Consider the following 26,202-nt stretch of genomic DNA (forward strand, 5'->3'; position numbering starts at 1 on the left):
GTATGCCCTACATCGACGAAGCGCTCCTCGACGACCCGGAGGAGCTGCAGCGCAAGGACTCGCGGGACACGCTGCGCGCCCTCGCCAGTGCCGGGGCGCAGGTGCGCGAGGCGATGACGCTGGCCGACGAGGCCGGCATCGACCGGCTGGCCAGCACCGAGCGGCCGCGCTCGGTGCTGGTGGCGGCGATCGGCGGGTCCTCCATCGTGGCCGATGTGCTCGAGCTGCTCGCGGAGCCGGGGTCGCCGGTGCCGGTGCAGGCGCGGCGCAACCTCCCGCTGCCGGGCTGGGTCGGGCCGCTCGACCTCGTGGTGGCGGTCTCGCTCTCCGGTCGGGCACCGGGACCGCTGGCCGTGGCGGCCGAGGCGGCCCGACGGGGCGCGATGCTGCTGACCGTGGGCGCCGACGACTCGCCGCTGGCGCAGGTCTGCCGCAGCGCCCGCGGGGTGCACGTCGGGGTCGGCTCCGGCGGACGCACGAGCTCGCGGACGCGCTGTGGACGCTGCTCGCCCCGGTGCTCATCGGTGCCGACCGGTTGGGCCTGCTGGACGCCCCGGCCGACGTGGTGCGGGCTGTCGCCGAGCGGCTGGACCACCGTGCCGAGCAGTTCCGCCGTCCTCCGACGCCTTCGTCAACCCCGCCAAGATCCTCGCCGTCCAGCTCGCCGAGACGGTGCCGGTCGTGCTCGGGGACGGGCCGCTCGGCGGGGTCGCCGCGGCGCGCGCCGCCTCGATGCTGGCCCGGACCGCCCGCATCCCGGCGACCTTCGGTGAGCTCCCGGACGCCGCGAGCGGGATCGTCGCGTGCTTCGACGGGCCCTACACCGCGATCGGCGGGCGACGGGCGGGGACCTACGACGACGCCCGGATCCGTCTCGGCGACATCGACACCTCAGGCTGGGAGCCGCACCACTTCGCCGAGCCGGAGGGGGAGCTGATGGAGCGCCCGCGTGGCCCGGCGGCCGGCCGCGGCGGCGACGACATCTTCGCCGATCCCTATCTGGACGGCCCGCCGCCGCCGCGCCTCGGGCTGCTCATGCTGCGAGACGCGCCGGTGTCGCCGGCGACGCCGGAGTCGGTGCAGGCCGAGGCGCTCACCGACGCCGTGCTCACCACGGCGCGCGAGGCCGGGGCGCGGGTCATGGAGGTGCAGGCCGAGGACGGCGCACCCGTGGTCCGGCTGGCCGACCACGTCGCCGCCCTGGACTTCGCGGCGACCTACCTGGCCATCGGGCTGGGGCTCGACCCCTCGGTGTCCCCGCACGTCGCCGATCTCAGGGACCGGACGCGGTGAGCCAGATGCCGGGAAGCACCGACGACGCCGGGCCCGATCTCGACCCGATCACCCGGCATACCCGCTCCCGACGCGACCTCGAGGAGGGGATCGAGCGCGACTTCGGGCAGAACCTGTCCTACGGCGCCTACCTCGACCTGCCGACCCTGCTCTCGGCCCAGCACCCTCGGGCGACCCCGCCGCAGCACGACGAGCTGCTCTTCATCATCCAGCACCAGACGACCGAGCTCTGGCTGCGCCTGGTCATCCACGAGCTGACCAGTGCTCGGTCCTTGCTGGCGGCCGACGACCACCGGCAGGCGCTCAAGCGCATCGCCCGGGTGAAGCACATCCAGGCCTCCATGACCGAGCAGTGGTCGGTCCTGGCCACGCTCACGCCCAGCGAGTACGCGCAGTTCCGGGCCTTCCTCGCCACCGGATCCGGGTTCCAGAGCTGGCAGTACCGCGCCGTCGAGTTCATGCTCGGCAACAAGAACGCGGCGATGCTGCCGGTCTTCGCCCACGACGAGGAGCAGCACGCCGAGCTGGAGCGGCTGCTGCACGAGCCCAGCCTCTACGACGAGGTGCTCGCCTGGCTGGCGCGCCGCGGGCACCCCGTCCCGCAGGAGGTGCTGACCCGGGACGTGTCCGAGCCGTACCGGGCGCACGAGGGGGTCGTGGCGGCCCTCAGCCGGATCTACGCCGACCCGCAGGAGCACTGGGCGGAGTACGAGACGGCCGAGGAGCTGGTGGATCTCGAGGACAACTTCCAGGTATGGCGCTTCCGTCACCTCAAGACGGTGGAGCGCATCATCGGGAGCAAGCGGGGCTCCGGGGGATCCAGCGGTGTCCCCTTCCTCCGCCGGGCGCTGGAGCTGACGTTCTTCCCCGAGCTCTACGACGTGCGCTCGGCCATCCAGGACGTCACGCCGGAGGGCTACCACGGGGGTGACGGACGTGGCTGAGCAGGCACCGTCGCGGGAGAGGGCCGCACGGCTGGACGACCAGGACCCGCTGGCCGCCTATGCCGAGCGCTTCGAGCGCGCCGACGGTGTGGTGGCCTACTTCGACGGCAACTCGCTGGGGCGACCGGTGGCGGGGGCCGCGGAGGCGATGGCCTCCTTCGTCCGGGACGAGTGGGGCACGCGCCTCATCCGGTCCTGGGACGAGGGCTGGATGGGGTGGCCCGAGCAGGTCGGGGATCTGGTCGGGTCCGCCGCGCTGGGGGCGGGCCCCGGCCAGACCGTGGTCGCCGACTCGACCACGGTGCTGCTCTACAAGGTGCTTCGCGCCCTCGTCGACCACCAGCTCGCCGTCGACCCGGGGCGCACCGAGCTGGTGCTCGACACCGACAACTTCCCGACCGACCGTTACGTCGCCGAGGGGATCGCGGCGGAGCGTGGTCTGACGCTGCGGTGGATCGACGCCGACCCGGCGTCGGGGGTGCGCGAGGGCCAGGTCCGAGAGGTCGTGGGGGAGCGCGCCGGTGTGGTCCTCGTCTCGCACGTGGCCTACCGGTCCGGCTTCGTCGCCGATGCCGAGGCCATCACCCGGGTGGCCCACGAGGCCGGGGCGCTGGTGCTCTGGGACACCTGCCACAGCGCCGGGTCCGTGCCGGTGCGCGCTGACGCGTGGGGGTGGGACGCGGCCGTGGGGTGCGACTACAAGTACCTCAACGGCGGGCCGGGGGCACCGGCGCACGCCTACCTGGCCCGGCGCCACCACGACCTGGCGACGCTGCAGCAGCCGATCCAGGGGTGGATGGGCCGCCGTGATCCCTTCCTCATGGAGCAGGGCTACCAGCCGGCTGCCGGCATCCGGGCACTCGTGAGCGGCACCCCGCCGATCGTGGGGATGGTGCCGGTGCGGCTGGGCGCGCAGATGCTGGCCGAGGCCGGCATCGAGGCGGTCCGGGCCAAGAGTCTGGCGCTCACCGACCTCGCCTGGTCCGTGGTGGAGAGCTGGCCGGAGGAGCTGGGGGTGGTGGTCGCCAGCCCGCGCGAGCACGCCCGTCGCGGGGGCCACCTGACGCTGCGCCACCCGGCCTTCGAGGAGATCTACCCCCGGCTGTGGGATCGCGGGGTGATTCCCGACTTCCGCTCCCCGGACGGCCTGCGCCTGGGGCTGTCCCCGCTGTCCACCACCTTCGTCGAGGTGTGGGACGGGCTCGCGGCGATCCTGGAGGAGCTGCAGCGCTGAGCCCTGGCACGTCCGTTGGGTGCCCGTCAGAAGGGTCGCGCTGGCCGTCAGGATCGGGCGCCTGACGGGCAGAGGTGTCCCCCGCCCGGTGGTCCCGGCCGTCGCGACGGGGTGGGGGTGCCTGGTAGTGCCGGTAGTCGTGGGTGCGGGTCGTGGTGGTGCGGTCGAGCAGAGTCGTCCACATCAGGTCGCGGAGCCGGTTGATGCTGGCGGTGGCGAGGCCGAGGGTCTTGAGCCGGTGGTGGCGCTGCCCCTGCGACGAGCTGGCAGCTTCATCATACTCGAACACATGTACGAGAGCAGGACCCTGGGTCGACGTCCTCCCTCGGCGATCTACGCTGGTCGGGTGAGCGACACCTCCCACTACGACCTGGTCATCATCGGCACGGGCTCGGGCAACTCGCTCGTGACGCCGGAGCTGCAGGGGCGACGCATCGCGATCGTCGAGGGGGGCGTCTTCGGCGGCACCTGCCTCAACGTGGGCTGCATCCCCACCAAGATGTTCGTGTATGCCGCCGAGGTCGCCACGACCATCCGCGACGCCGCCCGCTTCGGGATCGACGCGACGCTGGACCAGGTCCGGTGGGCCGACATCCGCGACCGCGTCTTCGGGCGGATCGACCCCATCAGCGACGGCGGCCGGGACTACCGGGTCACCGGCGAGCACACCGAGGCCTACCTCGGCCACGCCCGCTTCGTGGGGGACCACGAGCTCGAGGTGGAGATCACCCATGACGGCGGCGAGCACGCGCTCGGGTCGGTGCACCGGATCAGCGGTGAGCAGATCGTCATCGCCACCGGTGCGAGCCCGGTGGTGCCGGAGGTCATCCGGGCCTCCGGCGTGCCCTTCGAGACCTCCGACACGGTCATGCGCCTCGAGGAGCTGCCCGCGCGCCTGGTCGTCCTCGGCGGCGGTGTCATCGCCGCGGAGTTCGCGCATATCTTCTCCGCCCTGGGTGTCGCGGTGACCATCGTCAACCGCAGCGACGGGCTGCTGCGGGTGCTGGACCGCGAGATCGCGGTGGCCTACACCGACCTGGCCCGCGCCCAGTGGGACGTCCGCACCGGGGTGGAGGCCGTCGACGCCCGGCAGGACGAGGCCGGCATCGAGCTGCGCCTCTCCGACGGCTCGGTCGTGACCGGTGACACGCTCCTCGTGGCCACCGGACGCGCGCCCAACACCGACGACCTCGGGCTGGAGCGCACGGCCGTGCGGACCCACGACGACGGGAGGGTCGTCGTGGACCGCTTCGGTCGCACCGACGTGACCGGTGTGTGGTCGCTCGGGGACGCCTCGTCCGAGCACCAGCTCAAGCACGTCGCCAACCACGAGGCGCGGGTCGTCGCGCACAACCTGGCGCACCCGGACGAGCTACGGCCCTTCGACCACCGCTTCGTGCCCGCCGCCATCTTCAGTCACCCGCAGGTGGCGACGGTCGGCCTGAGCGAGGAGGAGGCGGGAGCAGGGCTACGACGTCACGACCAAGGTGCAGCGCTACGGCGACACCGCCTACGGCTGGGCGATGGAGGACACGACCGGCATCCTCAAGGCGGTCGGCGACGCCGCCACCGGCCGGCTGCTCGGCGTCCACTGCCTCGGGGCCCACGCGAGCACCCTCGTCCAGCCCGCCATCCAGGCCCTCAGCCTGGGCCCCGACGTCACCGCGCACGAGCTGGCGCGGGGGCAGTACTGGATCCACCCCGCGCTCTCCGAGGTCCTGGAGAACGCGCTGCTCGGGCTCACCGTCCCCGGCGACGTCGGGGACGCCACGTAGCATGGCGGGCATGCCCGACACGATGACGACCACCGGCACGGAGCTGGAGCACCAGGTCCGCGACCTGTCGCTCGCCGAGCAGGGCCGCCACCAGATACGCCTGGCCGAGCACGAGATGCCCGGCCTGATGGCGCTGCGCGAGCGGTTCTCCCGCGACCAGCCGCTGGCGGGCGCCCGGATCGCCGGCTCGCTGCACATGACCGTCCAGACCGCCGTGCTCATCGAGACCCTCGTCGCGCTCGGCGCGGACGTCCGCTGGGCCTCCTGCAACATCTTCTCCACCCAGGACGAGGCCGCCGCCGCGGTCGTCGTCGGTCCGGAAGGCACGCCCGAGCAGCCCCGGGGCGTCCCGGTCTTCGCCTGGAAGGGCGAGACGCTGGAGGAGTACTGGTGGTGCACGACCCGGATCATGGAGTGGCCCGGAGAGACCGGCCCCACCCTCATCCTCGACGACGGCGGCGACGCGACGCTGCTGGTGCTCAAGGGACGTGAGTGGGAGCGGCAGGGAGCGGTGCCGGGTGCCGAGGAGGAGGACCCCGAGGAGTGGAAGGTCATCCTGGAGACCGTCCGCGCCACGATGGCCCAGGACCCCACCCGGTGGACCCGGGTCGCCGAGGGCGTCGGCGGAGTCTCCGAGGAGACCACCACCGGGGTGCACCGGCTCTACCAGCTGCACGAGGCCGGTGAGCTGCTCTTCCCGGCGATCAACGTCAACGACTCGGTCACCAAGAGCAAGTTCGACAACACCTACGGCTGCCGGCACAGCCTGATCGACGGCCTCAACCGGGCCACCGACGTGCTCATCGGCGGCAAGGTCGCCGTCGTCTGCGGCTACGGCGACGTCGGCAAGGGCTGCGCGGAGGCGCTGCGGGGGCAGGGCGCCCGCGTCATCGTCACCGAGATCGACCCGATCTGCGCGCTGCAGGCCGCGATGGACGGCTACCAGGTGGCCCGGTTGGAGGACGTCGTCGGCAGCGCCGACTTCGTGATCACCGCGACCGGCTGCAAGGACGTCGTCACCGTGGACCACATGATGTCGATGAAGGACAAGGCGGTCCTGGGCAACATCGGGCACTTCGACAACGAGATCGACATGGCGGGCCTGGCCCGGGTGCCCGACGTCCGCCGGGTCGAGATCAAGCCGCAGGTCCACGAGTGGTCCACCGTGGAGGGCCGCTCGATCATCGTCCTGTCCGAGGGGCGGCTGCTCAACCTGGGCAACGCGACCGGCCACCCCAGCTTCGTCATGTCGACCAGCTTCGCCAACCAGGTGATGGCCCAGGTCGAGCTGCACACCCGGATCGAGGACTACCCGCTCGGTGTGCACACGCTGCGCAAGGAGCTGGACGAGGAGGTCGCGCGGCTGCACCTGACCTCGGTCGCCGCCGACCTCACCGAGCTGACCAAGGAGCAGGCTGCCTACCTGGGGGTCGACGTGGCCGGCCCCTACAAGCCTGAGCACTACCGCTACTGATCCCCGCGCAGGGGCAGGGAAGCAGGAGGAACCCGTGAGCGCTCGAGTACTCGTGGTCGACGACGACCAGGCGCTGGCCGAGATGCTGGGCATCGTGCTGCGCAAGGAGGGCTACGAGGTGGCCACCTGCGGCGACGGTGGCCGGGCCATGCCGATGTTCCGCGAGTTCCGGCCCGACCTGGTGCTCCTCGACGTCATGCTCCCGTCGAAGGACGGCATCGAGGTATGCCATGAGCTGCGCGCCGAGTCCGGCGTGCCGGTGGTCATGCTCACCGCCCGCACCGACACCAAGGACGTCGTGCTCGGCCTGGAGGCGGGGGCCGACGACTACGTCGTCAAGCCGTTCAAGCCGCAGGAGCTGCTGGCCCGGCTCCGGGCCCGGCTGCGCCGGTCCGAGAGCGGCGACGACACCCGCCTGCAGGTCGGCGACGTGCTCATCGACGTCGCGGGGCACGAGGTGACCCGCGGCGGCGAGCAGATCCCGCTGACCCCGTTGGAGTTCGACCTGCTCGTCGCGCTGGCCAGCAAGCCGAGCCAGGTCTTCGACCGGGAGTCGCTCCTGGAGCAGGTGTGGGGGTACCGGCACGCCGGGGACACGCGGCTGGTCAACGTCCACGTCCAGCGGCTGCGCAGCAAGATCGAGAAGGACCCGGAGAACCCCCAGATCGTGGTGACGGTGCGTGGCGTCGGGTACAAGGCCGGACACCCCTGAGGCGCCGCAGCAGCCCGCGGTGCGGCGGCTGCTGCAGTGGTGGCGTGGCTCGCTGCGGGCCCGGGTGGTCACCTCCACGGTGCTCCTCGGCTCACTGCTCGCGGTGCTGCTCGGGAGCGTGCTCTACCAGCAGGTCGCACGGGGCCTGGTGGACCAGGCGATCGCCAGCGCCCAGCGGGACGCGTCCCAGCAGGTGGCCACGGCGCAGCGGGCCTTCGACTCCACCGACCGGCGGGACGACAGCGGGCTGCGCGGACTGGCCGAGGAGCAGATCCAGTCGATGAGCGGTCCGTCGGCCGAGGACGGCCGCCGGGTGCAGCTCCTCCCGGCCCTCGGCAACGAGCGGGGCGTCGTCGAGCGGATGGCGACCGGTGTCGCGGCCGAGGACATCCCGGCCTCGCTGCAGGAGGCGATCGACGCCGACCCGGCCAACCAGCAGGTCGTCGTGGTGCCCGTCTCCCTCGAGGAGGGGGAGGAGCGGGCGGCGGCCGTCGTCGTCGGGTCACGGGTGTCGCTGCTGCGCGCCGGCCCCTACGACCTGGTGCTCGTCTACCCGTTGCTGCGCGAGCAGGAGACGCTAAACCTCGTGCGCCAGCTCTTCCTGCTCGGCGGGCTCGGTCTGGTCGCCCTGGTCGTGGGGCTCGCCCTGCTCGCGACCAGGATGGTCACCCGACCGGTGGAGGAGGTCGCCAAGGCGTCGCAGGAGGTGGCGCTGGGTCACCTCGACGAGCGGCTGCCGGTGGTCGGCAACGACGAGATCGCCCAGCTCGCGACGTCCTTCAACACCATGGCTGACTCCATCCAGCACCAGATCCGCGAGCTGCGCTCACTCTCCCAGCTGCAGCAGCGCTTCGTCTCCGACGTCTCCCACGAGCTGCGCACGCCGCTGACGACGATGCGGATGGCCGGGGACGTCCTGCACGCCTCGCGGGAGGACTTCACCGCCCCCGTCGCCCGCTCGGCCGAGCTCCTGGACCAGGAGATGGACCGCTTCGAGGACCTCCTCGCCGAGCTGCTGGAGATCAGCAGGTTCGACTCCGGGGCGGTCACTGTCGAGCGCCACGAGGAGGACATCGTGCCCACCGTCCGGGCCGCGGTCGACGGGGTGCGGACCCTCGCGGACAACCTCGGGACCTCGCTGCGGCTGCACCTGCCGCAGGAGCGGGTCGAGGTATGCATGGACGGACGTCGCGTCTCCCGCGTCCTGCGTAACCTCCTCACCAACGCGGTCGAGCACGGCGAGGGGCGGCCGGTGGACGTCACCGTGGCGGTGACCCCGCAGGTCGCGTCGATCTCCGTGCGGGACCACGGGATCGGCATGGACGAGGAGCAACGACGCCAGGTCTTCGACCGCTTCTGGCGCGCCGACCCGGCGCGCACGCGCACCACGGGTGGGACGGGCCTCGGGCTGGCCATCGCCCTGGAGGACGCCCGCGTGCACGGCGGCTGGCTGCAGGTCGGCAGCGAGCCCGGGCAGGGCGCCTGCTTCCGCCTGCTGCTGCCGCGGACGCATACCCACGTCATCGCGGAGGAGCCCTCGCCGGTGCCGTCGACGGGCTCGGCGGCGACCGACGCGGAGGTCCCGGCCGTGGTGCTGGCCCTGGACACGAGGGAGGACGACTCATGACCCGACCGGCCGCGCTGCTCGCGGCGGCCTCGGTGCTCACCCTGGCCGGCTGCTCCGGGCAGCTGCCGATGACCCCCGACCCCCGCCCCGGTCTCGCCGTGTCGCAGCAGTCCGAGCGGCAGGTGGAGCGCTTCCTCCCGCCCGCCGAGGCCGGGGACTCCGAGATGGAGATCGTCCAGGGCTTCCTGCGCGCGGGGGAGGGCTTTGCCAGCGACGACGACGTGTCGCGCACCTACCTCACCGACGAGCTCGCCAGCGACTGGGTGCCCACCTCGGACGTGATCGTCTACGACGGCGGGGGCGGCCTCACCCTCACCCGGACGGGGGAGGGCGAGGTGAGCGTCGAGATGCTGGCCGTGGGCCGGGTGAACGAGCAGGGGCGGCTCACCGAGCTCGCCCCGCGGACCACCACGGTGACCTTCGGGCTCACGCGGGTGGACGGGGAGCCCCGGATCAGCGCCTTCCCCGACGACGCCAGGCTGTGGCTGTCCGACACCGAGTTCGCGCGGGCCTTCCGGCCGACCACGATCTCCTACCTCAACCCGCAGCGGGACCTCTTCGTCCCCGAGCTGCGGTGGCTGCCCGACAGCGACGGCCTGCCGACGGCCGTCACCCGCGCGCAGCTCGCCCCGCTGCCCGCGCACCTCGAGGGCGCGGTCCGCACCGGGGCGCAGGAGGGACTGCGGCTGGCCACCCCGGCGGTGCCGGTGGACCCCTCGACGCTCGTCGCGACGGTCAACCTGCGGGGCGCCACGCTGGCGCAGGACGACACGCTGGCCGCGGACCTGAGCAGCCAGCTCGCGCACAGCCTGCTGGGGCTGACGTCCGTGGCCGGGGTCGAGGTCCAGGTGGCCGGTCAGCCGTTGACGCTGGAGGGGGTCGAGGGCGCGATCACCGGCGCGACGCAGCTGCCCTACGCCGAGCTCGAGCAGTCGACCGACCAGGTCCTGCTGCGCGTGGGCGAGGAGCTCACCGGGGTCGACCCGGCGCAGTACGCGCTGCGGGACCTGCCCTCCACGGGTGAGGACCGGCTCCCCACGGTCGGGCTGGACTGGACCGGGATCGCCGCCTCGGCGGACCTGGAGGACCTGACCGCCGTGTCGACCGACGGCAGTTCCTTCCGCCGGTGGCGCGGGGAGGAGGTGCACACCAACGCCGGGATCGGGGACGAGCTGACGACCCCGGCGGTCGACAGCGACGAGGCCTTCTGGCTGGGCGGCCTGCAGCGCAGCAGCCAGACCCCGCGCATCTGGGTCGTGGACCGCGCGGACCTCGACGGGGTGGCCCGTCCGGTGGAGACGCCCTGGCTCGCCGACGACGACCGGGTGCACGGCCTGTCGATCTCGCCCGACGGCAGCCGCGCGCTGGTCGTCCTGGAGCAGGTCGACCAGGACGGGCAGGAGGAGCAGGGACCCCACCGGCTCGTCCTCAGCGGCATCGTCCGCGACGGTCAGGGCCGCCCCGTCGGACTGACCGAACCTGCCCCGGTCGCCGCCCAGCTGGAGGACGTCACCTCGGCCCGCTGGAGCGGCGCCGGTGAGGTCCTGCTCGTCGGGCAGCGCGCGACGGACGCCGGACCTCACCCCTTCCGGTTGCCGCTGGGCGGCTGGCTGGAACCGCTGGGCGAGCTCCCCGGCCTGGTGGACGCGGTGCCGGTGCCCGGCGCGACCGGTGTCGACGTGGTCGCACGCACCCGGGACGGCGGGGTCTACGTCCCGGAGGGCCAGAGCGGCTGGCAGCCGGTGCGCAACGCCGACCAGGTCGTGGTGCCGGGCGGCTGACCTGTGGACGGGCGTCACCGGCCCTCTGTGCGTGCCAGGCTCGGGTATGCCGTGGCGCCCGGGTGTCGACCTGCGTGCCCTGCTCGACCTCCTCGCCCCGCAGGACTGCGCGGGCTGCGCTGCGGAGGGGTCCGTCTGGTGCGGGGCCTGCGAGAGCCTGTTGAGCGTGCCGCCGCGACCCTGGCGCCCCACGCCCTGTCCTGCGGGCTTCCCCCCGACGTGGACCGGCCCGGACTACTCCGGCGTCGTGCGTGCCGGCCTCGTCGCGTGGAAGGAGCAGGACCGCGTCGCCGCGACCGGTGCGCTGGCGCAGATCCTGCGCCGGTCCCTCCGGGCGGCGATCGCGGCGTCGCCGGAGCATCGCGCCGCCGTCGCCGTCGGCCGCCCCGTGGCCGTGCTCCCCGCGCCCTCCTCCCGCCGCAGCACCCGCGCGCGCGGTCGCTCACCGGTGGGGGACCTCGCCCGGGCCGCCGCCGGTCCGGCTGCCGTCGTGCCGGGGCTGGTCCTGCGCCGGCGGGTGCGGGACCAGGCCGGACTGTCGGCGGCCGAGCGGGCGCGCAACCTCGCCGGGGCCGTCGACCTGGCGCCCCGTGCCGCGGCGCGGCTGGCGGGCCTGCCCTGCGTCGTGGTGGACGACATCGTGACGACCGGTGCCACGCTGACCGACTGCGCCCGCGCGCTGGCCGCGGGCGGTGCGGGTCCGGTGGTGGCGGCGACGGTCGCCGCGACGAGCCGTCACGGCGCCGAGCGGGACCGTGCCGAGCACCCTCTACCGTGAACGCGGACGGCGGACTAGTGTGGGTCCATGGAGCACCTCGCGAGCAGACGTGAGGGGGTGAGGCCGGACGAGAGCAGGCGCCGCAGCCGACGCCATACCCCGCATCACACCGTCTTGCATGGAGGACTTTGATGGAACTCACCGTGACCGGTCGCAAGAGAGATGTCCCGGAGCGCTTCCGCCGCCACATCGAGGACAAGCTCGACAAGATCCAGCAGCTGGCCCCCCGCGTCCGGCGCACCGAGGTGGTGCTCACGCACGAGGCCAACCCGCGCCAGGCCAAGGAGGCCGAGCGCTGCGAGATCACCTGCTACGTGCACCGGACCGTGGTCCGCGCCGAGGCCGCGGCCGACGAGGAGTATGCCGCCCTCGACCTCGCGATGGGCAAGCTGACCGAGCGGCTGCGCCGGATCCACGACAAGCGGCGGGTCTCGCACACCGGCAAGCACCGGCTCCCGTCGGTGGCCGAGGCGACCTTCGGGCTCCCCACCGAGCCGCTGGCCGACCGCGCGAACGGGTCGAGCGCACCCGACGCCCCCCGGGACCCGGAGGAGGCGGTAGACGAGGCGCTGCAGACCCAGGGCAACAGCCCGATCGAGATCCGGGAGAAGGTGCACTCCTCACCGCCCATGACCGTCGGCGAGGCGCTGTCCCAGATGGAGCTGGTCGGCCACGAGTTCTTCCTCTTCCACGACGCCGACGCCGACCGGCCCAGCGTGGTCTACCGCCGCAGGGGCTGGTCCTACGGCGTGCTGCGGCTGGACCACGCGGACGCCGACCCCGGGGACGCCTCGGAGCAGCCAGCCGCCGAGGTGGTCGCCTCCTGATGGCGGCCGGGTCGACGCGCCGCTGCGCGTGACCCCCGCACCGGCCCGGGTCCCGACGACGACAACGACCCGGGCCGGGCCCGTCGGTGCACCGTGGCAGGGTGAGCACCGTGCTGACACTCTCCCCCGCCCAGGCGCGGCGCATCGCGCTCGCGGCACAGGGCTTCGGCCGACCACGCCCGAGCGAGCCCGGGACCCGGCAGCTGAGCGGCGTGCTGGACCGACTGGGCGTCGTCCAGATCGACAGCGTCAACGCGCTCACGCGCAGCCACTACCTGCCGTTCTTCTCTCGCCTCGGCCCCTACGACCAGACCCTGCTCGACCGGCTGCGTGACGGGTCCGGGGTGCGCGGCCGGGCCCGTGCCGGCCGGCGGATGGTGGAGTACTGGGCGCACGAAGCCTCGCTGGTCGGGCTGGACACGTGGCCCCACCTCGGCTTCCGGATGCGCCGCCCGCGGACCCTGGCCTGGCGCGCGGACCTGGAGCGCCAGCACCCCGGGCTGCTCGACGCGGTCCAGGCCGTGGTCCGGGAGCACGGTCCGCTCACCGCGAGGGAGGTCGAGGTCCACCTGCCGCACGGAGCGACGCGGCGCACCGACCACTGGGGGTGGAACTGGTCGGCGGTCAAGACCTCCCTGGAGTGCCTCTTCGAGACCGGTGAGGTGACCAGCGCGGGGCGCAGCAGCCAGTTCGAGCGCTGGTATGCCGAGCCGCAGCGCGTGCTGCCGCCGGAGGTCCTGCTCCGCGCACCCGGCGGGCCGCAGGCACCGGAGGAGCTGGAGTCGGTCACCGAGCTGCTGCGGATGTCGCTGCGCGCACACGGGCTGGGCAGCCAGCGCTGCCTGGGTGACTACTTCCGGGTCCGGGGACCGCTCGTCGCGACCGCGCTGGAGCGGCTGGAGCTCGCGGGGGAGGCGGAGCGGGTGACGGTCCGCGGCTGGGACCGTCCGGTGTGGCTGGACCCGCAGGCCCGCCGGCCGCGCCGGGTGGAGGGGGCGGCGCTGCTCAGCCCGTTCGACTCCCTGGTCTGGCAGCGGGAACGGGTGGAGCAGCTCTGGGGGTTCCGCTACCGGCTGGAGATCTACGTGCCCGCGCCGCAGCGGGTTCACGGCTACTACGTGCTGCCCTTCCTCCTCGACGAGGAGCTCGTCGGGCGGGTGGACCTCAAGGCCGACCGGGAGGCCGGCGCGCTGGTCGCCAGGGCGGTCCACTGGGAGCCCGGCGCCGACGTCGCCCGGGCCGCGCCGCGGTTGCTCGCCGAGCTCGAGGCGATGGCCGGGTGGCTGGCACTGGGTCGGGTCGACCTGCCAGCCTGAGGGCGGTCCTCAGCGGTCGGTCGGTGCCGACGGCTCGTCGTCCTCGGCCAGCCGGTCGAAGCGCACCATGTCCTCCACCGTGTCGTCCCGCAGCGTCTCGGCCAGGCGGTCCCGGCCCACCTCGCGCATCCCCACGGTCCGGGCGACGCGCTGGCTCGCGACGTTGCTCGCGGCCGCCCGGAGGAAGACCCGGCGCAGCCCCAGACCGGACGACTCCTCCGCCGCGAAGGCGTGCCGCAGCACCGCAGCGACCGCGCGCGTGACGACCCCCCGGCCGCGGGCCTGCGGGTGGGCCCAGTAGCCGACCTCAGCGGTGCGCGTCCCGCGGTCGAGCCCGCTCAACGAGACGTTGCCGAGGGGGACGTCCGAGCCCTCCTCCGCCACGCACCAGGTCAGCTGCTCGCCCCGGCGGGCCGCGAGCAGCGCACGGTCGATGAAGCCCAGCGCCTCGGCGGAGGTGTAGGGGTCGGGCAGCTCGGGCAGGTACTGCCGGGTGACCGGGTCGGTCGCCGCCTCGACCATCCGGTCAGCCTCGCCCGGGTCCGACCGCCAGGGCCGCAGCACCAGCCCGTCCGTCCGCAGCGTGGGGATGCCACGGTCCCCGGTCCCGTCGGTCCCGTCCACGCCCGCGGACCCGAGCACGGACACCGGGGGTCCGGGGCGGGGAGCCTGCTGGACCTCGGCGTCGGCGAGGAGCTCGAAGCGCACGTTGTCCTCCCGCTCGCCGTCCTGTGTGTAGACGCAGGCCTGCGCCTCGGTGGCGACCCAGCGGAAGCCCGCGCGCAGCAGTGCCCGGTGCGACGCGGCGTTGCGGACGTCGGCGTCGGCGGCGAGCCGGTGCAGGCCGAGCTCGCCGAAGGCATACCGGCTCGCCAGGGTCAGCGCCTCGGTCACCGCGCCGCGGCCGCGCCCCGAGGGGAGCAGCCAGTAGCCCACGGTCCCGCACCCCATCTCGAACGGGCTGCGCAGGCCGAAGACCGACATCAGGCCCAGCGCGGCGTCGTCCTCGGCGTCGGCGATGCACCACCGCAGCCCGGTGCCGCCGGCAGCACCCTCGCGCTGTGCGGCCAGCCACGACGCGACCCCCTCCTGGGTCGCCGGAGGCAGCACCGGCCCGACGAAGCTGCGCGCCAGGTCGTCCACCGACAGCAGTGCCGCGGCGTCGTCGGCGTCCTCGCGCCACGGGCGCAGCACGACCCGCTCACCCCGCAGGACCGGGGTCCGCAGCCAGGGGTATGCCGGTCGCCGCGGCTCCTCGCGCGCCAGCGTCGCGATCCAGCCGTCGCGGGGCCCGGTGTCCTCACCCCACCCGGGCATGAGGCCACGCACCCGCTGGGGCACCGAGAAGCCGAGCCGCCAGGCGACCCGGCGCGAGGCCCAGTTGCCGACCTCGGCGCGCCACCGCGCCAACGCCGCCCCGTCCTGCTCGAAGGCATACCCGAGCGCGAGACCCAGTGCTGTGGTGGCGACCCCGTGTCCCCGGTGCTCGGGGTGGACCGCGAAGCCGACCTCGACGCCGCCGTGACCGTCGGGGCGGTACTCCACGGTGCCGGCGCCCTGCCACCCGTCGTCGCCCGCGCGCGTCTCGACCACCCAGCGGCGCGGTGTCCACGGCCGCTGCTCCGCCCAGCCCTGCGACGAGACGGCCACCGCGGCGCGGGCCTGCGTCTCGTCACGGACGGGGACCGCGTCGCCCCACCGGCGCGCCAGCTCGTCCTGCCCGAGCCCGACGAGCATCCGGACGTGCTCCGGGCCGGGAGGCACCAGCCGGACCCCGTCCCCGTCGCGCACCGGCCCTGCCGTCGATGCGGCATCCTCAGCCATGCCCGTTAGCCTAGATGCGTGCCGAACCTCTTCGAGAAGATCCTGCGCGCCGGGGAGAAGTCCGCGCTGCGCCGGCTGGAGACCGTCGCCAAGCAGGTCAACGCGCTCGAGGAGGACTTCGAGAAGCTGACCGACGCCGAGCTGCGCGAGGAGACCGAGCGGTTCAAGGCGCGGCTGGCCGACGGCCAGACCCTCGACCAGCTCCTGCCCGAGGCCTTCGCCGCCGTCCGGGAGGCCAGCAAGCGGACGATCGGCAAGCGGCACTTCGACGTGCAGCTCATGGGCGGTGCCGCGATGCACCAGGGCAACGTCGCGGAGATGCGCACCGGTGAGGGCAAGACCCTCGTCGCGACGCTCCCGTCCTATCTCAACGCGCTCACCGGCAAGGGCGTGCACGTCATCACGACCAACGACTACCTCGCGCAGTACCAGTCCGAGCTGATGGGGCGGGTGCACCGGGCCCTCGGCCTCGAGACCGGCTGCATCCTGTCGTCCATGACGCCTGCGCAACGGCGCGAGCAGTACGCCATGGACATCACCTACGGCACCAACAACGAGTTCGGGTTCGACTACCTGCGCGACAACATGGCGACCGCCCTCAAGGACCTCGTCCAGCGGGAGCACCACTTCGCGATCGTCGACGAGGTCGACTCCATCCTCATCGACGAGGCGCGGACCCCGCTCATCATCTCGGGCCCGGCCGACCAGGCGACCAAGTGGTACACCGAGTTCTCCAAGGTGGTCCGACGGCTGGAGCGCGGAGAGGCCGCGGACCCGCTGCGCGGGATCGAGTCCACCGGCGACTACGAGGTGGACGAGAAGAAGAAGACGGTCGGCGTGCTCGAGCGCGGGATCGAGAAGGTCGAGGACTACCTCGGGATCGACAACCTCTACGAGTCCGCCAACACCCCGCTGATCGGCTACCTCAACAACGCCATCAAGGCGCGCGAGCTCTTCACCCGCGACAAGGACTACGTCGTCATGGACGGCTCGGTGATGATCGTCGACGAGCACACCGGTCGCATCCTGCCCGGGCGTCGCTACAACGAGGGCATGCACCAGGCGATCGAGGCCAAGGAGGGGGTGGAGATCAAGAACGAGAACCAGACCCTGGCCACGGTCACCCTGCAGAACTACTTCCGCATGTACGACAAGCTCGCCGGGATGACCGGGACGGCGCAGACCGAGGCCGCCGAGCTGCACCAGATCTACAAGGTGGGCGTCCTGTCGATCCCCACCAACATGCCGATGATCCGCGCGGACCGCTCGGACCTGGTCTACCGCACCGAGGAGGCGAAGTTCGCCGCGGTCGTCGACGACATCGTCGAGCGGCACCGCGCCGGGCAGCCCGTCCTGGTGGGCACGACCTCGGTGGCGAAGTCGGAGTACCTCTCCGACCAGCTCCGCCGGCGCGGCGTCAAGCACGAGGTGCTCAACGCCAAGCACCACGAGCGGGAGGCCTCGATCGTGGCCGAGGCCGGACGCAAGGGTGCGGTCACGGTGTCCACCAACATGGCCGGCCGCGGCACCGACATCATGCTCGGGGGCAACTCCGAGTTCCGTGCCGTCGCGGCGCTGCACGCGCGGGGCCTGGACCCGCACGACACGCCGGAGGACTACGAGGCGGCGTGGGACAGCACCCTGGAGCAGGCCGAGTCCTCGGTCCAGGCCGAGCACGAGGAGGTCGTCGGTCTGGGCGGGCTCTACGTGCTGGGCACGGAGCGGCACGAGTCCCGCCGGATCGACAACCAGCTGCGCGGGCGCGCCGGGCGGCAGGGCGACCCCGGCGAGTCCCGCTTCTACCTCTCGCTGCAGGACGACCTGATGCGCATGTTCAACGCCGGGATGGTCGACCGGGTTATGTCCACCTCGGGGATGCAGGACGACGTCCCGATCGAGTCCAGGATCGTCTCGAGGTCCATCGCCAGCGCCCAGAGCCAGGTAGAGGCCCAGCACTTCGAGACCCGCAAGAACGTCCTGAAGTACGACGACGTCCTCAACCGGCAGCGCGAGGTCATCTACGCCGAGCGGCGGCGGGTGCTGGAGGGGGAGGACCTGCACGAGCAGGTGCGCCACTTCGTCAACGACGTCGTCGCCGACTACGTCACCAGCGCCGGCGGCAGCGGTCTCGCGGACGGTCTCGACCTGGAGGGTCTCTGGTCCGAGCTGGGCCAGGTCTACCCGGTGGGGCTGACGATCGACGACGTCGTCGCCCGGGCCGGTGGCCGGGCCGCGGTGACCGCCGACCTGCTCGTCGAGGAGCTCACCAGCGATGCGCAGCACGCCTACGACGCCCGGGAGGCCGAGCTCGGCGAGGAGATGATGCGTGACCTGGAGCGGCGCGTGGTGCTCCAGGTGCTGGACCGCAAGTGGCGCGAGCACCTCTACGAGATGGACTACCTCAAGGAGGGGATCGGACTGCGGGCGATGGCTCAGCGCGAGCCCCTCGTGGAGTACCAGCGCGAGGGCTACCAGCTCTTCAGGCCGTCATGGAGGCGATCAAGGAGGAGTCCGTGCGCTACCTCTTCTTCGCCGAGGTCGCGGCCTCCGGGGACCAGCAGGCGCAGAAGCCGCAGTCGCTGACCTTCGTGGCCCCCACGGAGGACGGCGAGGCGCGCACGAGCAGCGTGCGCGCCGACGGCAGCCACCGGGACCAGGCGCCGGCCTCCGGGGCAGCGGCGGGCAATCGGGCCCAGCGGCGGCGTGCCGCCCAGGGCCAGCGCCGCTGACGCCGGACGGGGAGCCGGGCGTCACGTCATCGCCCGTGGTCTCGCGCTCACCCGAGCTCGAAGGCGGTGATCACCCACCGCCCGTCCACGCCGCTCATCCGCACCGCGAGAGCGCGCACCCGGCCGTCCAGGAGGATGACGGCCGACAGCTCGCAGACCCCGTCGGCGGGGTGGCAGGTCAGCAGGGTGCGGACGCGGGGCGGCCGGTGCCGCCCGGCCCGACGTCGGGCCAGCTGCCCTCGCCGGCCGATCCGGTCCCGGACGTCGGGTGACAGCCACCGCGACAGCTGCTCCACCGGACGGCTGCCGGCGCAGACCTCGAGCACGGCACGCAGCATCCGCTCCGCCCAGGCCGAGGCCTCGGGCAGGTCGGTGGTGGGCGTGGCCTGCGGCCCGAAGAAGCTGTCGTAGGCGTCGTGCCGGAAGTCGACGGCCAGTGCCCCCTGCACGTAGTCCTCGGCGGGCGCTGCCGTGCGTCGACCCGATCGCCAGTCGCCACCATCGGCACCCGGCTCGGGCGGCACGACGGGGGTGAGGTGCAGGACGCCGGGCACCGAGGTCGCGCGGCTCATCGCCCCGGTCCCGTCGTGCCGGGCACCACGAGCTCCTGCCCCGGCAGCAGCAGGTCCGGGTCCGGACCGATCACGCCGCGGTTGGCGGCATACCACCGCGGCCACTCCTGCGCGACCTGCACCGCCGTCGCGTCCGCACCGAGGTGTCGCTGTGCGAGGTCCCACAGGGTGTCACCGCGGCGCACCACGTGACGGTCGGGGAGGTCGTCCGCGACCCGGCCGCTGACCAGAGCCACGTCCGCGTGGGCCGGCTGCGTGGGGCCGGAGGTCGGCGTCCACCCGGGCGTCGGGACAGGTGCGGACGACGGCGTCCCCGAGGGCTGCTCGGCGTCCGAGGGGGTGTCCTCGGTCACCCCGGGCTGGAGCACCACCGGTGTCTGCGGCGGTGCGGCGAGCGCCGCTGCCCCGGTGGCCGCGGCGGCCGACGCCGAGATCGAGATGAGCAGCGCGCTCGCCAGGCGGACCGGGGCCGACGGCGTGGTGCGTCGCGTGGCGCCGGTGGTGCCGGGTCGCAGGTGCCAGGTCGCGGCGGCCAGGACCGCTCCGGTCGCCAGCAGCAGCCCGGCGGCGAGCAGGAGCATCGCGCTGAGCAGCGCAGGGCCGAGCGGGCCGGGACCGCCTCCCGGCCACGTGGTCACCGCCCGTCCGAGCAGGCCGGTCCCCGCGACCGTGGCCCCAACCGTGCCCACGAGTCCGCACCCGGCCGGCCCGGCCCCGCGCGTCCGCAGGTCGCTCCCCGACGGATCCATCTCCCCTCCCTCCGACCGTCGGCGACGGTCTGGTGCGTTCGTTTGCGGACGTTTGCGTCCACTGGTGGCACCATAGGTGGCTGGGAGCGGGGGAGTCAAGGGGTGTGGACGGCGCACGTGGCGGTCCGGCGGCGGTGGCACGATGACCTCATGCGGTGGGACCAGCTCTTCGAGGACCTCGAGGCGCAGCAGCACGAGTGGCTGCGCCGTGAGGTCGAGACCGAGGGGCGGATCACCCGGGCCGAGCGCGCCCGGGTCCATCTCGGCGACCGGCTGGCGGCCGACGTCGGACGGACGCTGCGGGTACGGGTCAGCGGGGTCGGCCCGGTCGTGGGGACCCTCGTGGACGTCGGGCCCGACTGGCTGCTGCTGCACGACCCGCAGCGGCGGGAGCAGCAGGAGAGCCTGGTGCTGACCGGTGCGCTCCGCTCGGTGGAGGGACTGACCGGACGCGTGGACGAGCGACCACGACGCCGGTCGCTGCGCCAGGCGCTGCGCGCCGTGAGCCGCGACCGGGCGCCGGTGCGGATCCACGACCGCGAGGGTGACCACCTGAGCGGGACGATCGACCGGGTGCTGGCCGACCACCTGGACCTGGCCCGGCACGCGGACGACGAGGCGCGCCGGTCCGCTGCCGTGCGGGGCACGGTGTCCGTGCCCTACGCCGCCGTGTCCATGCTCCGCCGCCTGTGACCGGACCCCCGCCGACCGGCGACGAAGGGTGTCAGCGAGGTTCCTCGCCCTGGTGCAACGACTCCCGCGTCTCGGCATACATCCGCTGGATGTAGGCCTCGAGCTCGGTGCTCTCCACCCGCCAGACGCCGCGCCCGCCGAGCTTGATGCCGGCCAGCTGTCCGGACCGGACCAGTGCTTTGACCTGCGACAGCGAGACGTTCAACGTGTCCGCCACGTCGGGTAGGGTCAGGAATCGTGGCCCCGGCACACCGGCCTCCTCTCGTCGGTCGTCCGGTCCGATCCTACGGTCGTCGCACCCGGTGCGTGAGGACGGTTGTGGACGACGGCTGCCCTCACCGGCCCGCCCCGGGTTATCGTGCGGGCGAGCCGCACGACGAAGGGGGTCGGGAGATGGGACCGACAGGGCAGGGCGAGCAACCGCGCACGGTGCGCCGGCTGCGTGCGCCCGGGTGGCGCGACCTGAGGCTGCTCGTGGGGCTGCTGCTGGTCGTGCTCTCGGTGGCCGGCGGAGCGCGCCTGGTCGCCGGGCTCGACGACACCCGCCCGGTCTATGCCGCGGCCCGGGACCTCGTGCCCGGACAGCCGCTGGAGGAGGGTGACCTCGTGCCCGTCCAGGTCCGGCTGGGCGAGGGGGCCTCGCACTACCTGGACGCCGGCACCCCGGTCTCCGAGGGCACCTACCTGCTGCGCGGGGTGATGGAGGGCGAGCTCGTGCCGGGCGCGGCGGTCGGCACCGAGCGCGAGGCGCTGGACAAGACGGTGAACGTGCCGGTGGACGCCCAGGCGGTCTCCGGGCTGACCTCGGGCACGCCGGTGGACGTCTGGGTGAGCCGCCGTGACACGGAGGCCGTCGGGGAGGCCTATCTCGACCCCGAGCTGCTGCTCGCGGGCGCGGTCGTCGACCGGGTGGCGGAGGAGTCCGGTGGTCTCGGCGCCCGGATCGGTGGCTCGTCGGTGTCGCTGGTGGTGCCGGCCGACCGCGTGGGCGATGTCATCGGGGCGGTCGACCAGGACTCCCGGCTGACCCTCGTGCCGGCCCCGCGGACGCAGGTGGGGTCGGACGGGTGAGCCGCCCGCTCGTCACCGCGGTGGCGCCCCGGTGGGAGAGCCAGGTCGCGACCCTCCTCGACGGATCGGGCCAGGCGCATCTGGTGCGTCGGTGCGCGGATCTCGCCGAGCTGCTCGGCGTGTGCCGTGCCGGGCTCGCGCAGGTGGCGCTGGTCTCCTGGGACGTGCGCGGGCTGGACCGGGAGATGGTGCACGCGCTCGTCGACGCCGGTGCGCAGGTCGTGGGGCTCCACCCGCAGGGCGACGACGAGGCGGCCCGGGTGCTGCTCCGCTGGGGAGCGCACGCGGCGCTGGCCATGGACGGCTCGACGTCCGACCTGGACGCCTCGCTCGCCGGGCTCGACGACGGTGGGGCCGCTGACAGGGTGGACGGCCTCGCGCCGGGGCAGGGGGTCGAGGAGAGCTCCCTGGAGGTCAGCCGCGCCGCCCAGCAGCACGCTGCCGACGCCCGGGCCGGGGGGCGGCCCACGGGTGGGCGGCTCGGCCGGTGGCGCGGCCGCTCCCGGGCAGGGTCGACACCGGTCACGGAGGCCGACGAGCACGACCTCGACGAGACGGCGGCGACGTCGCCGGACGAGCCTGACGCCCTCCACGACGACGAGCGCGAGGGGGAGGTGGTCGTCGTCTGGGGCCCGCACGGCAGCACCGGTCGGACCACGGTCGCGGTCAACCTCGCCGCCGAGCTCGCCGACCCCGTGCGCCCGGTCGTGCTCGTCGACGCCGACACCTACGGCGCCACGGTGGCGCAGGCGCTCGCGGTGCTGGACGAGTCGCCCGGGGTCGTCGCCGCCGCCACCCGGGCCGCGGACCAGGGGTCGCTGGACGAGACGGCCCTGCTCCGACTGGCCCCGCAGGTCCGTCCCGGGCTGCGGCTCCTCACCGGGTTGCCCCGGGCGGACCGCTGGACCGAGCTGCGGGAGGCGGCCCTGTCCGAGGTGCTGCAGCAGGCCCGGTCCGTCGCACGCTGGGTGGTGGTGGACGTGGCACCGACGGTCGAGCAGGACGAGGAGCTCTCCTTCGACACCGGAGCGCCCCGGCGCAACGGGGCAGCCCTGTGCGCGCTGCAGGAGGCCGACCGGGTCGTCGTGGTGGGCACCGGCGACCCGGTGGGCCTGCAGCGGCTCGTGCGGGCCCTGGACCAGCTGCCGACGCTGACGACGGCGCGGCACCAGGTCGTCGTGACCCGAGTACGGTCCGGACCGGTCGGGCCGGAGCCCGGGCGACGGATCACCGAGACGCTGCGCCGCTTCGCGCGGACCGACGAGGTGCGCCTCGTCCCCGAGGACCGGGAGACGCTGGACGCCGCGCTGCTGCACGGGCATACCCTCGCCGAGACGCGGCCGGGCAGTCCGGCCCGCACCTCGATCCAGCAGCTGGCCCGGGACCTGGACGGAGCCGGGAGCGCCCCGCCCCGTCGCTCTCGCTGGGCCGGGCTGCTGGGCGTCGGACGCTGAAGGTCCGGCGCCCGCGGCCCCGGACATGCTCGCGCACCGCGGATCTGACACCATGGCGGCGTCCGCACCCGGTCCGGTGCGCGACCAGGCCACCACCGGTGACGAGGAGGGCACAGATGACCACCGTGCGCTGCTACCTGCCGCTGAGCGCCGAGAGCCTGGTCCGCCTGCGGGACGAGCGTCGCCTGACCGGTCCGCTCCGCGCGACGGCGGTGACCGAGCAGGCTCGCGCCGCCGAGCCCACCGCTGACGAGGACGAGCTGGAGTATGCCGCGTCCCAGGCGGCGGCGGCCTCGCTCGCCGGCAGCGGCGCGCCCGTGGTCGTCGCGGCGGCGGACGTCCAGGACCGGGACGTCCGGGCGGACGGCGGCGGGTGGATCCACGTCGACGGGGTCCTCGAGCTCGCCCGGGTGGCCGCACTCCACCTCGGGGACGACGTCGTCGCCGGGAGGCGCGAGGCGCTGCCCGTGCCGGGGGAGGACCTCGAGCTGTCCTGGTTCGACACCACCGAGCTCGACCACGTGCTGGAGCTGACCGAGCGCCTCGCGCGCACCGACACCGCCGGCTGAGCCCGGCCACGACCGACAGGAGAGCTGTGCCGATGGATGGCATCGTCGACGTCCCCACCCCGCTGAACGAGCCGGTCCTGGACTACGCGCCGGGCAGCACCGAGCGCGCTGCCCTCGAGGTGGCGCTCGCCGAGATCGCGGCGACCCCCGTCGACCTGCCCCACGTCATCGGGGGCCGGGAGGTCTCCGGCGGCGGCAAGGCCATCGACGTCGTGCAGCCGCACGCCCACGCCGAGGTGCTGGGGACGATGCGGGACGGGACCAAGAAGGACGCCACCGCCGCCGTCGACGCCGCGCTGGCCGCCGGCGAGGGCTGGCGCGCGATGTCCTTCGAGGAGCGGGCCTCCATCTTCCTCAAGGCGGCGGACCTGCTGACCGGTCCCTGGCGGGCCCGGATGAACGCCGCCACCATGCTCGGGCAGAGCAAGACCCCGCTGCAGGCCGAGATCGAGGCCGCCTGCGAGCTGGCCGACTTCTGGCGGTTCAACGTGCACTTCGCCCGGCAGCTGCTCACCGAGCAGCCGCTGCGCAACCCGCGCGGGTCGTGGAACCGCATCGACCAGCGGCCGCTGGAAGGCTTCGTCTACGCGGTCACCCCCTTCAACTTCACCGCCATCGCCGGCAACCTGCCCACCGCGCCGGCACTCATGGGCAACACCGTGGTGTGGAAGCCGGCCACGACCCAGCAGCGCGCCGCCAGCGTGATCATGGAGCTGCTGCAGGAGGCCGGCCTGCCCGACGGCGTCGTCAACATGGTGACCGGCACCGGGCCGGCGATCTCCGAGGTCACCCTCGCCCACCCCGACCTCGCCGGGGTGCACTTCACCGGCTCCACGGCCGTCTTCAACTCGTTCTGGCACCAGATCGGCAGCAACCTGTCGACCTACCGCTCCTACCCGCGCATCGTGGGCGAGACCGGGGGCAAGGACTTCATCGTCGCCCACCCCAGCGCCGACCTGGACGTGCTGCGCACCGCGATGGTCCGCGGTGCCTTCGAGTTCCAGGGCCAGAAGTGCTCGGCCGCGTCGCGCGCCTACGTCCCCGCCTCCGTGTGGTCCCGGCTCAAGGACGACCTGGTGCAGACCACCGAGGGCATGCCCATGGGTGACGTCCGCGACCTGTCGAACTTCATGGGTGCGGTGATCGACGCCAAGGCCTTCGCCAAGCACAAGGACGTCATCGACCGTGCGCACGCCGACGACGGGGTCGAGGTCGTCGCCGGAGGCACCTACGACGACTCGGTGGGCTGGTTCGTCCGCCCGACCGTCGCTGTCGTGGACGACCCCAGCCACGAGATGATGACGACGGAGTACTTCGGGCCGATCCTCGCCGTGCACGTCTACCCGGACGACGGCTGGGACGCCATGATCGACCAGATGGAGTCGGCGACGCCCTACGCCCTCACCGGCGCGGTGGTCTCCCAGGACCGTGCGGCGGTGAACGAGGCGGTGCGGCGGCTGCGGTTCGCCGCCGGCAACTTCTACATCAACGACAAGCCCACCGGCGCCGTCGTGGGCCAGCAGCCGTTCGGCGGCGCCAGGGCCTCGGGCACCAACGACAAGGCGGGCTCGGCCGCCAACCTGCAGCGGTGGGTCAACACCCGGGTCATCAAGGAGACGTTCGTGCCGCCGACCGACTACCGCTACCCGCACATGGGGTGAGGCTGGGGCGCCGGAGGACTCAGTCGCGGGTCAGCCACTCGCGGGCGACGCCCTCCTCGAGCTGCACGAACTCCTTGACCCGTGCCGCCACCTCGCGCTCGATGCGGTGGCCGAGGAAGGGGATGCGGGCCTCGAGGTCGCCGTCCACGACGTGGTCGGTCGTGCCCTCCCCGGCGCGCCGCAGGTGGATGCCGCCGGTGAACGACACCGGCAGGCCCGGCAGCTCCAGGCTCATGGCCCCCTCCCGCTCGCCGTCCGCGTCCGGGGAGCCCCACCGCACCGTCTCGACGACGAGCAGCTGCGGACCCACGAGGGTCTTGGCGATGTCCGGTATGCCGTCGTTCGGGAGGTGCCGACGCGTGGTCACCGTGGTGCTGCCGTCCGCCGCGGGCTCGATCTGGATGGTCTGGTCCAGCGCTCCCGACCGCTCGCAGCGCAGCACCTGGTAGCCGTGGTCGGTCAGCATCTCGAAGGTGCGCTGCGGGTCCGCGGGGTGCGAGATCGTCTCGGTGATCCTCATGGGCTCACGGTACGACCTGAGGTCAGGGTGCGGGCAGCGCGGCGCGCAGGCGTCGCTGGCACCGGTGCAGCCGCCGGAGCACGACGCCCTTGTCGCCCGGCCCGAGCACGCCGCGTCGAGTCCGGTCCGCCACCTGGTCCAGCAGGGCCGCCACCTCGTCCAGCACGCCTGCGCGCGGTGGCGACCCAGGGGACCGGGTGGTCGCCCAGGGCGGGGGTGTGGGCTCGGAGCCGTGCCGCGGCAGCCCGGCAGCCGGCGTGGTCCGGGAGGCGGTCGGTGGCACCGATGGCGCCGACGACGAGCGGCTGGGACGGGGTGTGTCCCGACCGGACGCGGCATCGGCGAGCAGATGCGACACGGCGTCGAGCACCCCCTCCGTCAGTCCGCTGGCCTCGGCCCACCCGAGGTCCGGGGCCAGCCCGCTGATCTCCTCGGCGGCGCGCAGCAGCCGGCCGGGGTCGGCGTCGACCGGGGCCGGGGCCGTGACGTCCGCGGGGTCGGAGGGCCACCGGGGGACGGACATGAGACCACTCTAGGCAGCCGGCCGGGTCCCGTGCGGCGCTCGTCCCCAGACGGGTACCCTGACGGCAGGGGTGCAC

At 73.7% G+C, this 26,202-nt stretch carries 21 protein-coding genes and 2 pseudogenes; 17 read left to right on the forward strand and 6 right to left on the reverse strand.

The window, feature by feature from the left end:
- The first annotated feature begins 2 nt into the window (after positions 1-2).
- The 11 genes and pseudogenes from FU792_RS04350 to FU792_RS04400 all read left to right on the forward strand — a co-directional run bounded on the left by FU792_RS04350 (position 3) and on the right by FU792_RS04400 (position 13,761).
- Positions 3-1,293 (forward strand): annotated as a pseudogene (locus tag FU792_RS04350) (SIS domain-containing protein).
- Positions 1,294-1,298: 5 nt separating this feature from the next.
- Positions 1,299-2,237 (forward strand): tryptophan 2,3-dioxygenase, encoded by a 939-nt coding sequence (locus FU792_RS04355; RefSeq protein ID WP_052327770.1) that lies wholly within the window; start codon positions 1,299-1,301, stop codon positions 2,235-2,237.
- Complete coding sequence (locus FU792_RS04360; protein WP_022924177.1) at positions 2,221-3,471, forward strand: kynureninase; 1,251 nt, start codon at positions 2,221-2,223, stop codon at positions 3,469-3,471. The genes FU792_RS04355 and FU792_RS04360 overlap by 17 nt, the downstream gene beginning before the upstream one ends.
- 346 nt (positions 3,472-3,817) lie before the next feature.
- Positions 3,818-5,272 (forward strand): mycothione reductase, encoded by a 1,455-nt coding sequence (locus tag FU792_RS04365; RefSeq protein ID WP_478013396.1) that lies wholly within the window; start codon positions 3,818-3,820, stop codon positions 5,270-5,272.
- Complete coding sequence (gene ahcY / locus FU792_RS04370; RefSeq protein ID WP_237739992.1) at positions 5,257-6,720, forward strand: adenosylhomocysteinase; 1,464 nt, start codon at positions 5,257-5,259, stop codon at positions 6,718-6,720. The genes FU792_RS04365 and ahcY overlap by 16 nt, the downstream gene beginning before the upstream one ends.
- 34 nt (positions 6,721-6,754) lie before the next feature.
- Entirely contained in the window at positions 6,755-7,432 is a 678-nt protein-coding gene (mtrA, locus tag FU792_RS04375) for an MtrAB system response regulator MtrA (RefSeq protein ID WP_022924173.1), read from the forward strand.
- 19 nt (positions 7,433-7,451) lie between these two features.
- On the forward strand, positions 7,452-9,059 hold the full coding sequence (mtrB, locus tag FU792_RS04380; RefSeq protein ID WP_052327755.1) for an MtrAB system histidine kinase MtrB: 1,608 nt from the start codon (positions 7,452-7,454) through the stop codon (positions 9,057-9,059).
- Positions 9,056-10,840 (forward strand): LpqB family beta-propeller domain-containing protein, encoded by a 1,785-nt coding sequence (locus tag FU792_RS04385; RefSeq protein ID WP_022924171.1) that lies wholly within the window; start codon positions 9,056-9,058, stop codon positions 10,838-10,840. The genes mtrB and FU792_RS04385 overlap by 4 nt, the downstream gene beginning before the upstream one ends.
- Positions 10,841-10,886: 46 nt before the next feature.
- Positions 10,887-11,618 carry a ComF family protein gene (locus FU792_RS04390; protein WP_022924170.1) on the forward strand — a complete coding sequence of 244 codons (732 nt, stop codon included), beginning with the start codon at positions 10,887-10,889 and terminating at the stop codon, positions 11,616-11,618.
- A 131-nt stretch (positions 11,619-11,749) separates the two neighbouring features.
- Complete coding sequence (gene hpf / locus FU792_RS04395) at positions 11,750-12,445, forward strand: ribosome hibernation-promoting factor, HPF/YfiA family (RefSeq protein ID WP_022924169.1); 696 nt, start codon at positions 11,750-11,752, stop codon at positions 12,443-12,445.
- A 101-nt stretch (positions 12,446-12,546) separates the two neighbouring features.
- Positions 12,547-13,761 carry a DNA glycosylase AlkZ-like family protein gene (locus FU792_RS04400; RefSeq protein ID WP_022924168.1) on the forward strand — a complete coding sequence of 405 codons (1,215 nt, stop codon included), beginning with the start codon at positions 12,547-12,549 and terminating at the stop codon, positions 13,759-13,761.
- 9 nt (positions 13,762-13,770) lie between these two features.
- Here the strand turns inward: FU792_RS04400 and FU792_RS04405 are convergent, their stop codons facing one another.
- Complete coding sequence (locus FU792_RS04405; RefSeq protein ID WP_084485079.1) at positions 13,771-15,585, reverse strand: GNAT family N-acetyltransferase; 1,815 nt, start codon at positions 15,583-15,585, stop codon at positions 13,771-13,773.
- Between the two features lie 18 nt (positions 15,586-15,603).
- Here FU792_RS04405 and secA point away from each other — a divergent pair.
- Positions 15,604-18,314 (forward strand): annotated as a pseudogene (gene secA / locus FU792_RS04410) (preprotein translocase subunit SecA).
- Between the two features lie 47 nt (positions 18,315-18,361).
- On the opposite strand, the gene FU792_RS04415 reads toward secA, so the two are convergent.
- Entirely contained in the window at positions 18,362-18,886 is a 525-nt protein-coding gene (locus FU792_RS04415) for an Rv3235 family protein (protein ID WP_022924165.1), read from the reverse strand.
- Positions 18,883-19,635, reverse strand: a complete 753-nt coding sequence (locus tag FU792_RS04420; protein WP_022924164.1) for a LysM peptidoglycan-binding domain-containing protein — start codon at positions 19,633-19,635, stop codon at positions 18,883-18,885. The genes FU792_RS04415 and FU792_RS04420 overlap by 4 nt, the downstream gene beginning before the upstream one ends.
- Positions 19,636-19,785: 150 nt before the next feature.
- Between FU792_RS04420 and FU792_RS16980 the strand changes: the two genes are divergently transcribed.
- Positions 19,786-20,328 carry a hypothetical protein gene (locus tag FU792_RS16980; protein ID WP_168714877.1) on the forward strand — a complete coding sequence of 181 codons (543 nt, stop codon included), beginning with the start codon at positions 19,786-19,788 and terminating at the stop codon, positions 20,326-20,328.
- 31 nt (positions 20,329-20,359) lie between these two features.
- Here the strand turns inward: FU792_RS16980 and FU792_RS04430 are convergent, their stop codons facing one another.
- A complete protein-coding gene (locus FU792_RS04430; protein WP_022924162.1) occupies positions 20,360-20,578 on the reverse strand; it encodes a helix-turn-helix transcriptional regulator in 219 nt (72 codons plus the stop codon).
- Between the two features lie 143 nt (positions 20,579-20,721).
- On the opposite strand from FU792_RS04430, the gene FU792_RS04435 reads away from it, so the two are divergent.
- The 4 genes from FU792_RS04435 to pruA all read left to right on the forward strand — a co-directional run bounded on the left by FU792_RS04435 (position 20,722) and on the right by pruA (position 25,083).
- On the forward strand, positions 20,722-21,399 hold the full coding sequence (locus FU792_RS04435) for a CpaB family protein (protein ID WP_022924161.1): 678 nt from the start codon (positions 20,722-20,724) through the stop codon (positions 21,397-21,399).
- On the forward strand, positions 21,396-22,853 hold the full coding sequence (locus FU792_RS04440) for a CpaE/TadZ family protein (RefSeq protein ID WP_149814567.1): 1,458 nt from the start codon (positions 21,396-21,398) through the stop codon (positions 22,851-22,853). Before FU792_RS04435 ends, FU792_RS04440 begins: the two co-directional genes overlap by 4 nt.
- Positions 22,854-22,969: 116 nt before the next feature.
- Entirely contained in the window at positions 22,970-23,422 is a 453-nt protein-coding gene (locus FU792_RS04445; RefSeq protein WP_022924159.1) for a DUF6912 family protein, read from the forward strand.
- A 32-nt stretch (positions 23,423-23,454) separates the two neighbouring features.
- On the forward strand, positions 23,455-25,083 hold the full coding sequence (pruA, locus tag FU792_RS04450) for an L-glutamate gamma-semialdehyde dehydrogenase (protein ID WP_022924158.1): 1,629 nt from the start codon (positions 23,455-23,457) through the stop codon (positions 25,081-25,083).
- A gap of 19 nt (positions 25,084-25,102) precedes the next feature.
- Here the strand turns inward: pruA and FU792_RS16635 are convergent, their stop codons facing one another.
- Positions 25,103-25,603 carry a DUF2505 domain-containing protein gene (locus FU792_RS16635; RefSeq protein ID WP_022924157.1) on the reverse strand — a complete coding sequence of 167 codons (501 nt, stop codon included), beginning with the start codon at positions 25,601-25,603 and terminating at the stop codon, positions 25,103-25,105.
- A 22-nt stretch (positions 25,604-25,625) separates the two neighbouring features.
- Entirely contained in the window at positions 25,626-26,126 is a 501-nt protein-coding gene (locus tag FU792_RS16640; RefSeq protein ID WP_161600196.1) for a hypothetical protein, read from the reverse strand.
- Positions 26,127-26,202: the final 76 nt, after the last annotated feature.

It is taken from the genome of Serinicoccus marinus DSM 15273 (assembly GCF_008386315.1).
Classification (GTDB): domain Bacteria; phylum Actinomycetota; class Actinomycetes; order Actinomycetales; family Dermatophilaceae; genus Ornithinicoccus; species Ornithinicoccus marinus.

Coding starts and splice junctions, on each gene's coding strand:
- FU792_RS16635 (WP_022924157.1), bottom strand. CDS start 25,603: ATGAGGATCACCGAGACGATCTCGCACCCCGCGGACCCGCAGCGCACC.
- FU792_RS16640 (WP_161600196.1), bottom strand. CDS start 26,126: ATGTCCGTCCCCCGGTGGCCCTCCGACCCCGCGGACGTCACGGCCCCG.
- FU792_RS04390 (WP_022924170.1), top strand. CDS start 10,887: ATGCCGTGGCGCCCGGGTGTCGACCTGCGTGCCCTGCTCGACCTCCTC.
- FU792_RS04355 (WP_052327770.1), top strand. CDS start 1,299: ATGCCGGGAAGCACCGACGACGCCGGGCCCGATCTCGACCCGATCACC.
- ahcY (WP_237739992.1), top strand. CDS start 5,257: ATGCCCGACACGATGACGACCACCGGCACGGAGCTGGAGCACCAGGTC.
- FU792_RS04415 (WP_022924165.1), bottom strand. CDS start 18,886: ATGAGCCGCGCGACCTCGGTGCCCGGCGTCCTGCACCTCACCCCCGTC.
- FU792_RS04435 (WP_022924161.1), top strand. CDS start 20,722: ATGGGACCGACAGGGCAGGGCGAGCAACCGCGCACGGTGCGCCGGCTG.
- FU792_RS04445 (WP_022924159.1), top strand. CDS start 22,970: ATGACCACCGTGCGCTGCTACCTGCCGCTGAGCGCCGAGAGCCTGGTC.
- pruA (WP_022924158.1), top strand. CDS start 23,455: ATGGATGGCATCGTCGACGTCCCCACCCCGCTGAACGAGCCGGTCCTG.
- FU792_RS04385 (WP_022924171.1), top strand. CDS start 9,056: ATGACCCGACCGGCCGCGCTGCTCGCGGCGGCCTCGGTGCTCACCCTG.
- FU792_RS16980 (WP_168714877.1), top strand. CDS start 19,786: ATGCGGTGGGACCAGCTCTTCGAGGACCTCGAGGCGCAGCAGCACGAG.
- FU792_RS04405 (WP_084485079.1), bottom strand. CDS start 15,585: ATGGCTGAGGATGCCGCATCGACGGCAGGGCCGGTGCGCGACGGGGAC.
- hpf (WP_022924169.1), top strand. CDS start 11,750: ATGGAACTCACCGTGACCGGTCGCAAGAGAGATGTCCCGGAGCGCTTC.
- FU792_RS04420 (WP_022924164.1), bottom strand. CDS start 19,635: ATGGATCCGTCGGGGAGCGACCTGCGGACGCGCGGGGCCGGGCCGGCC.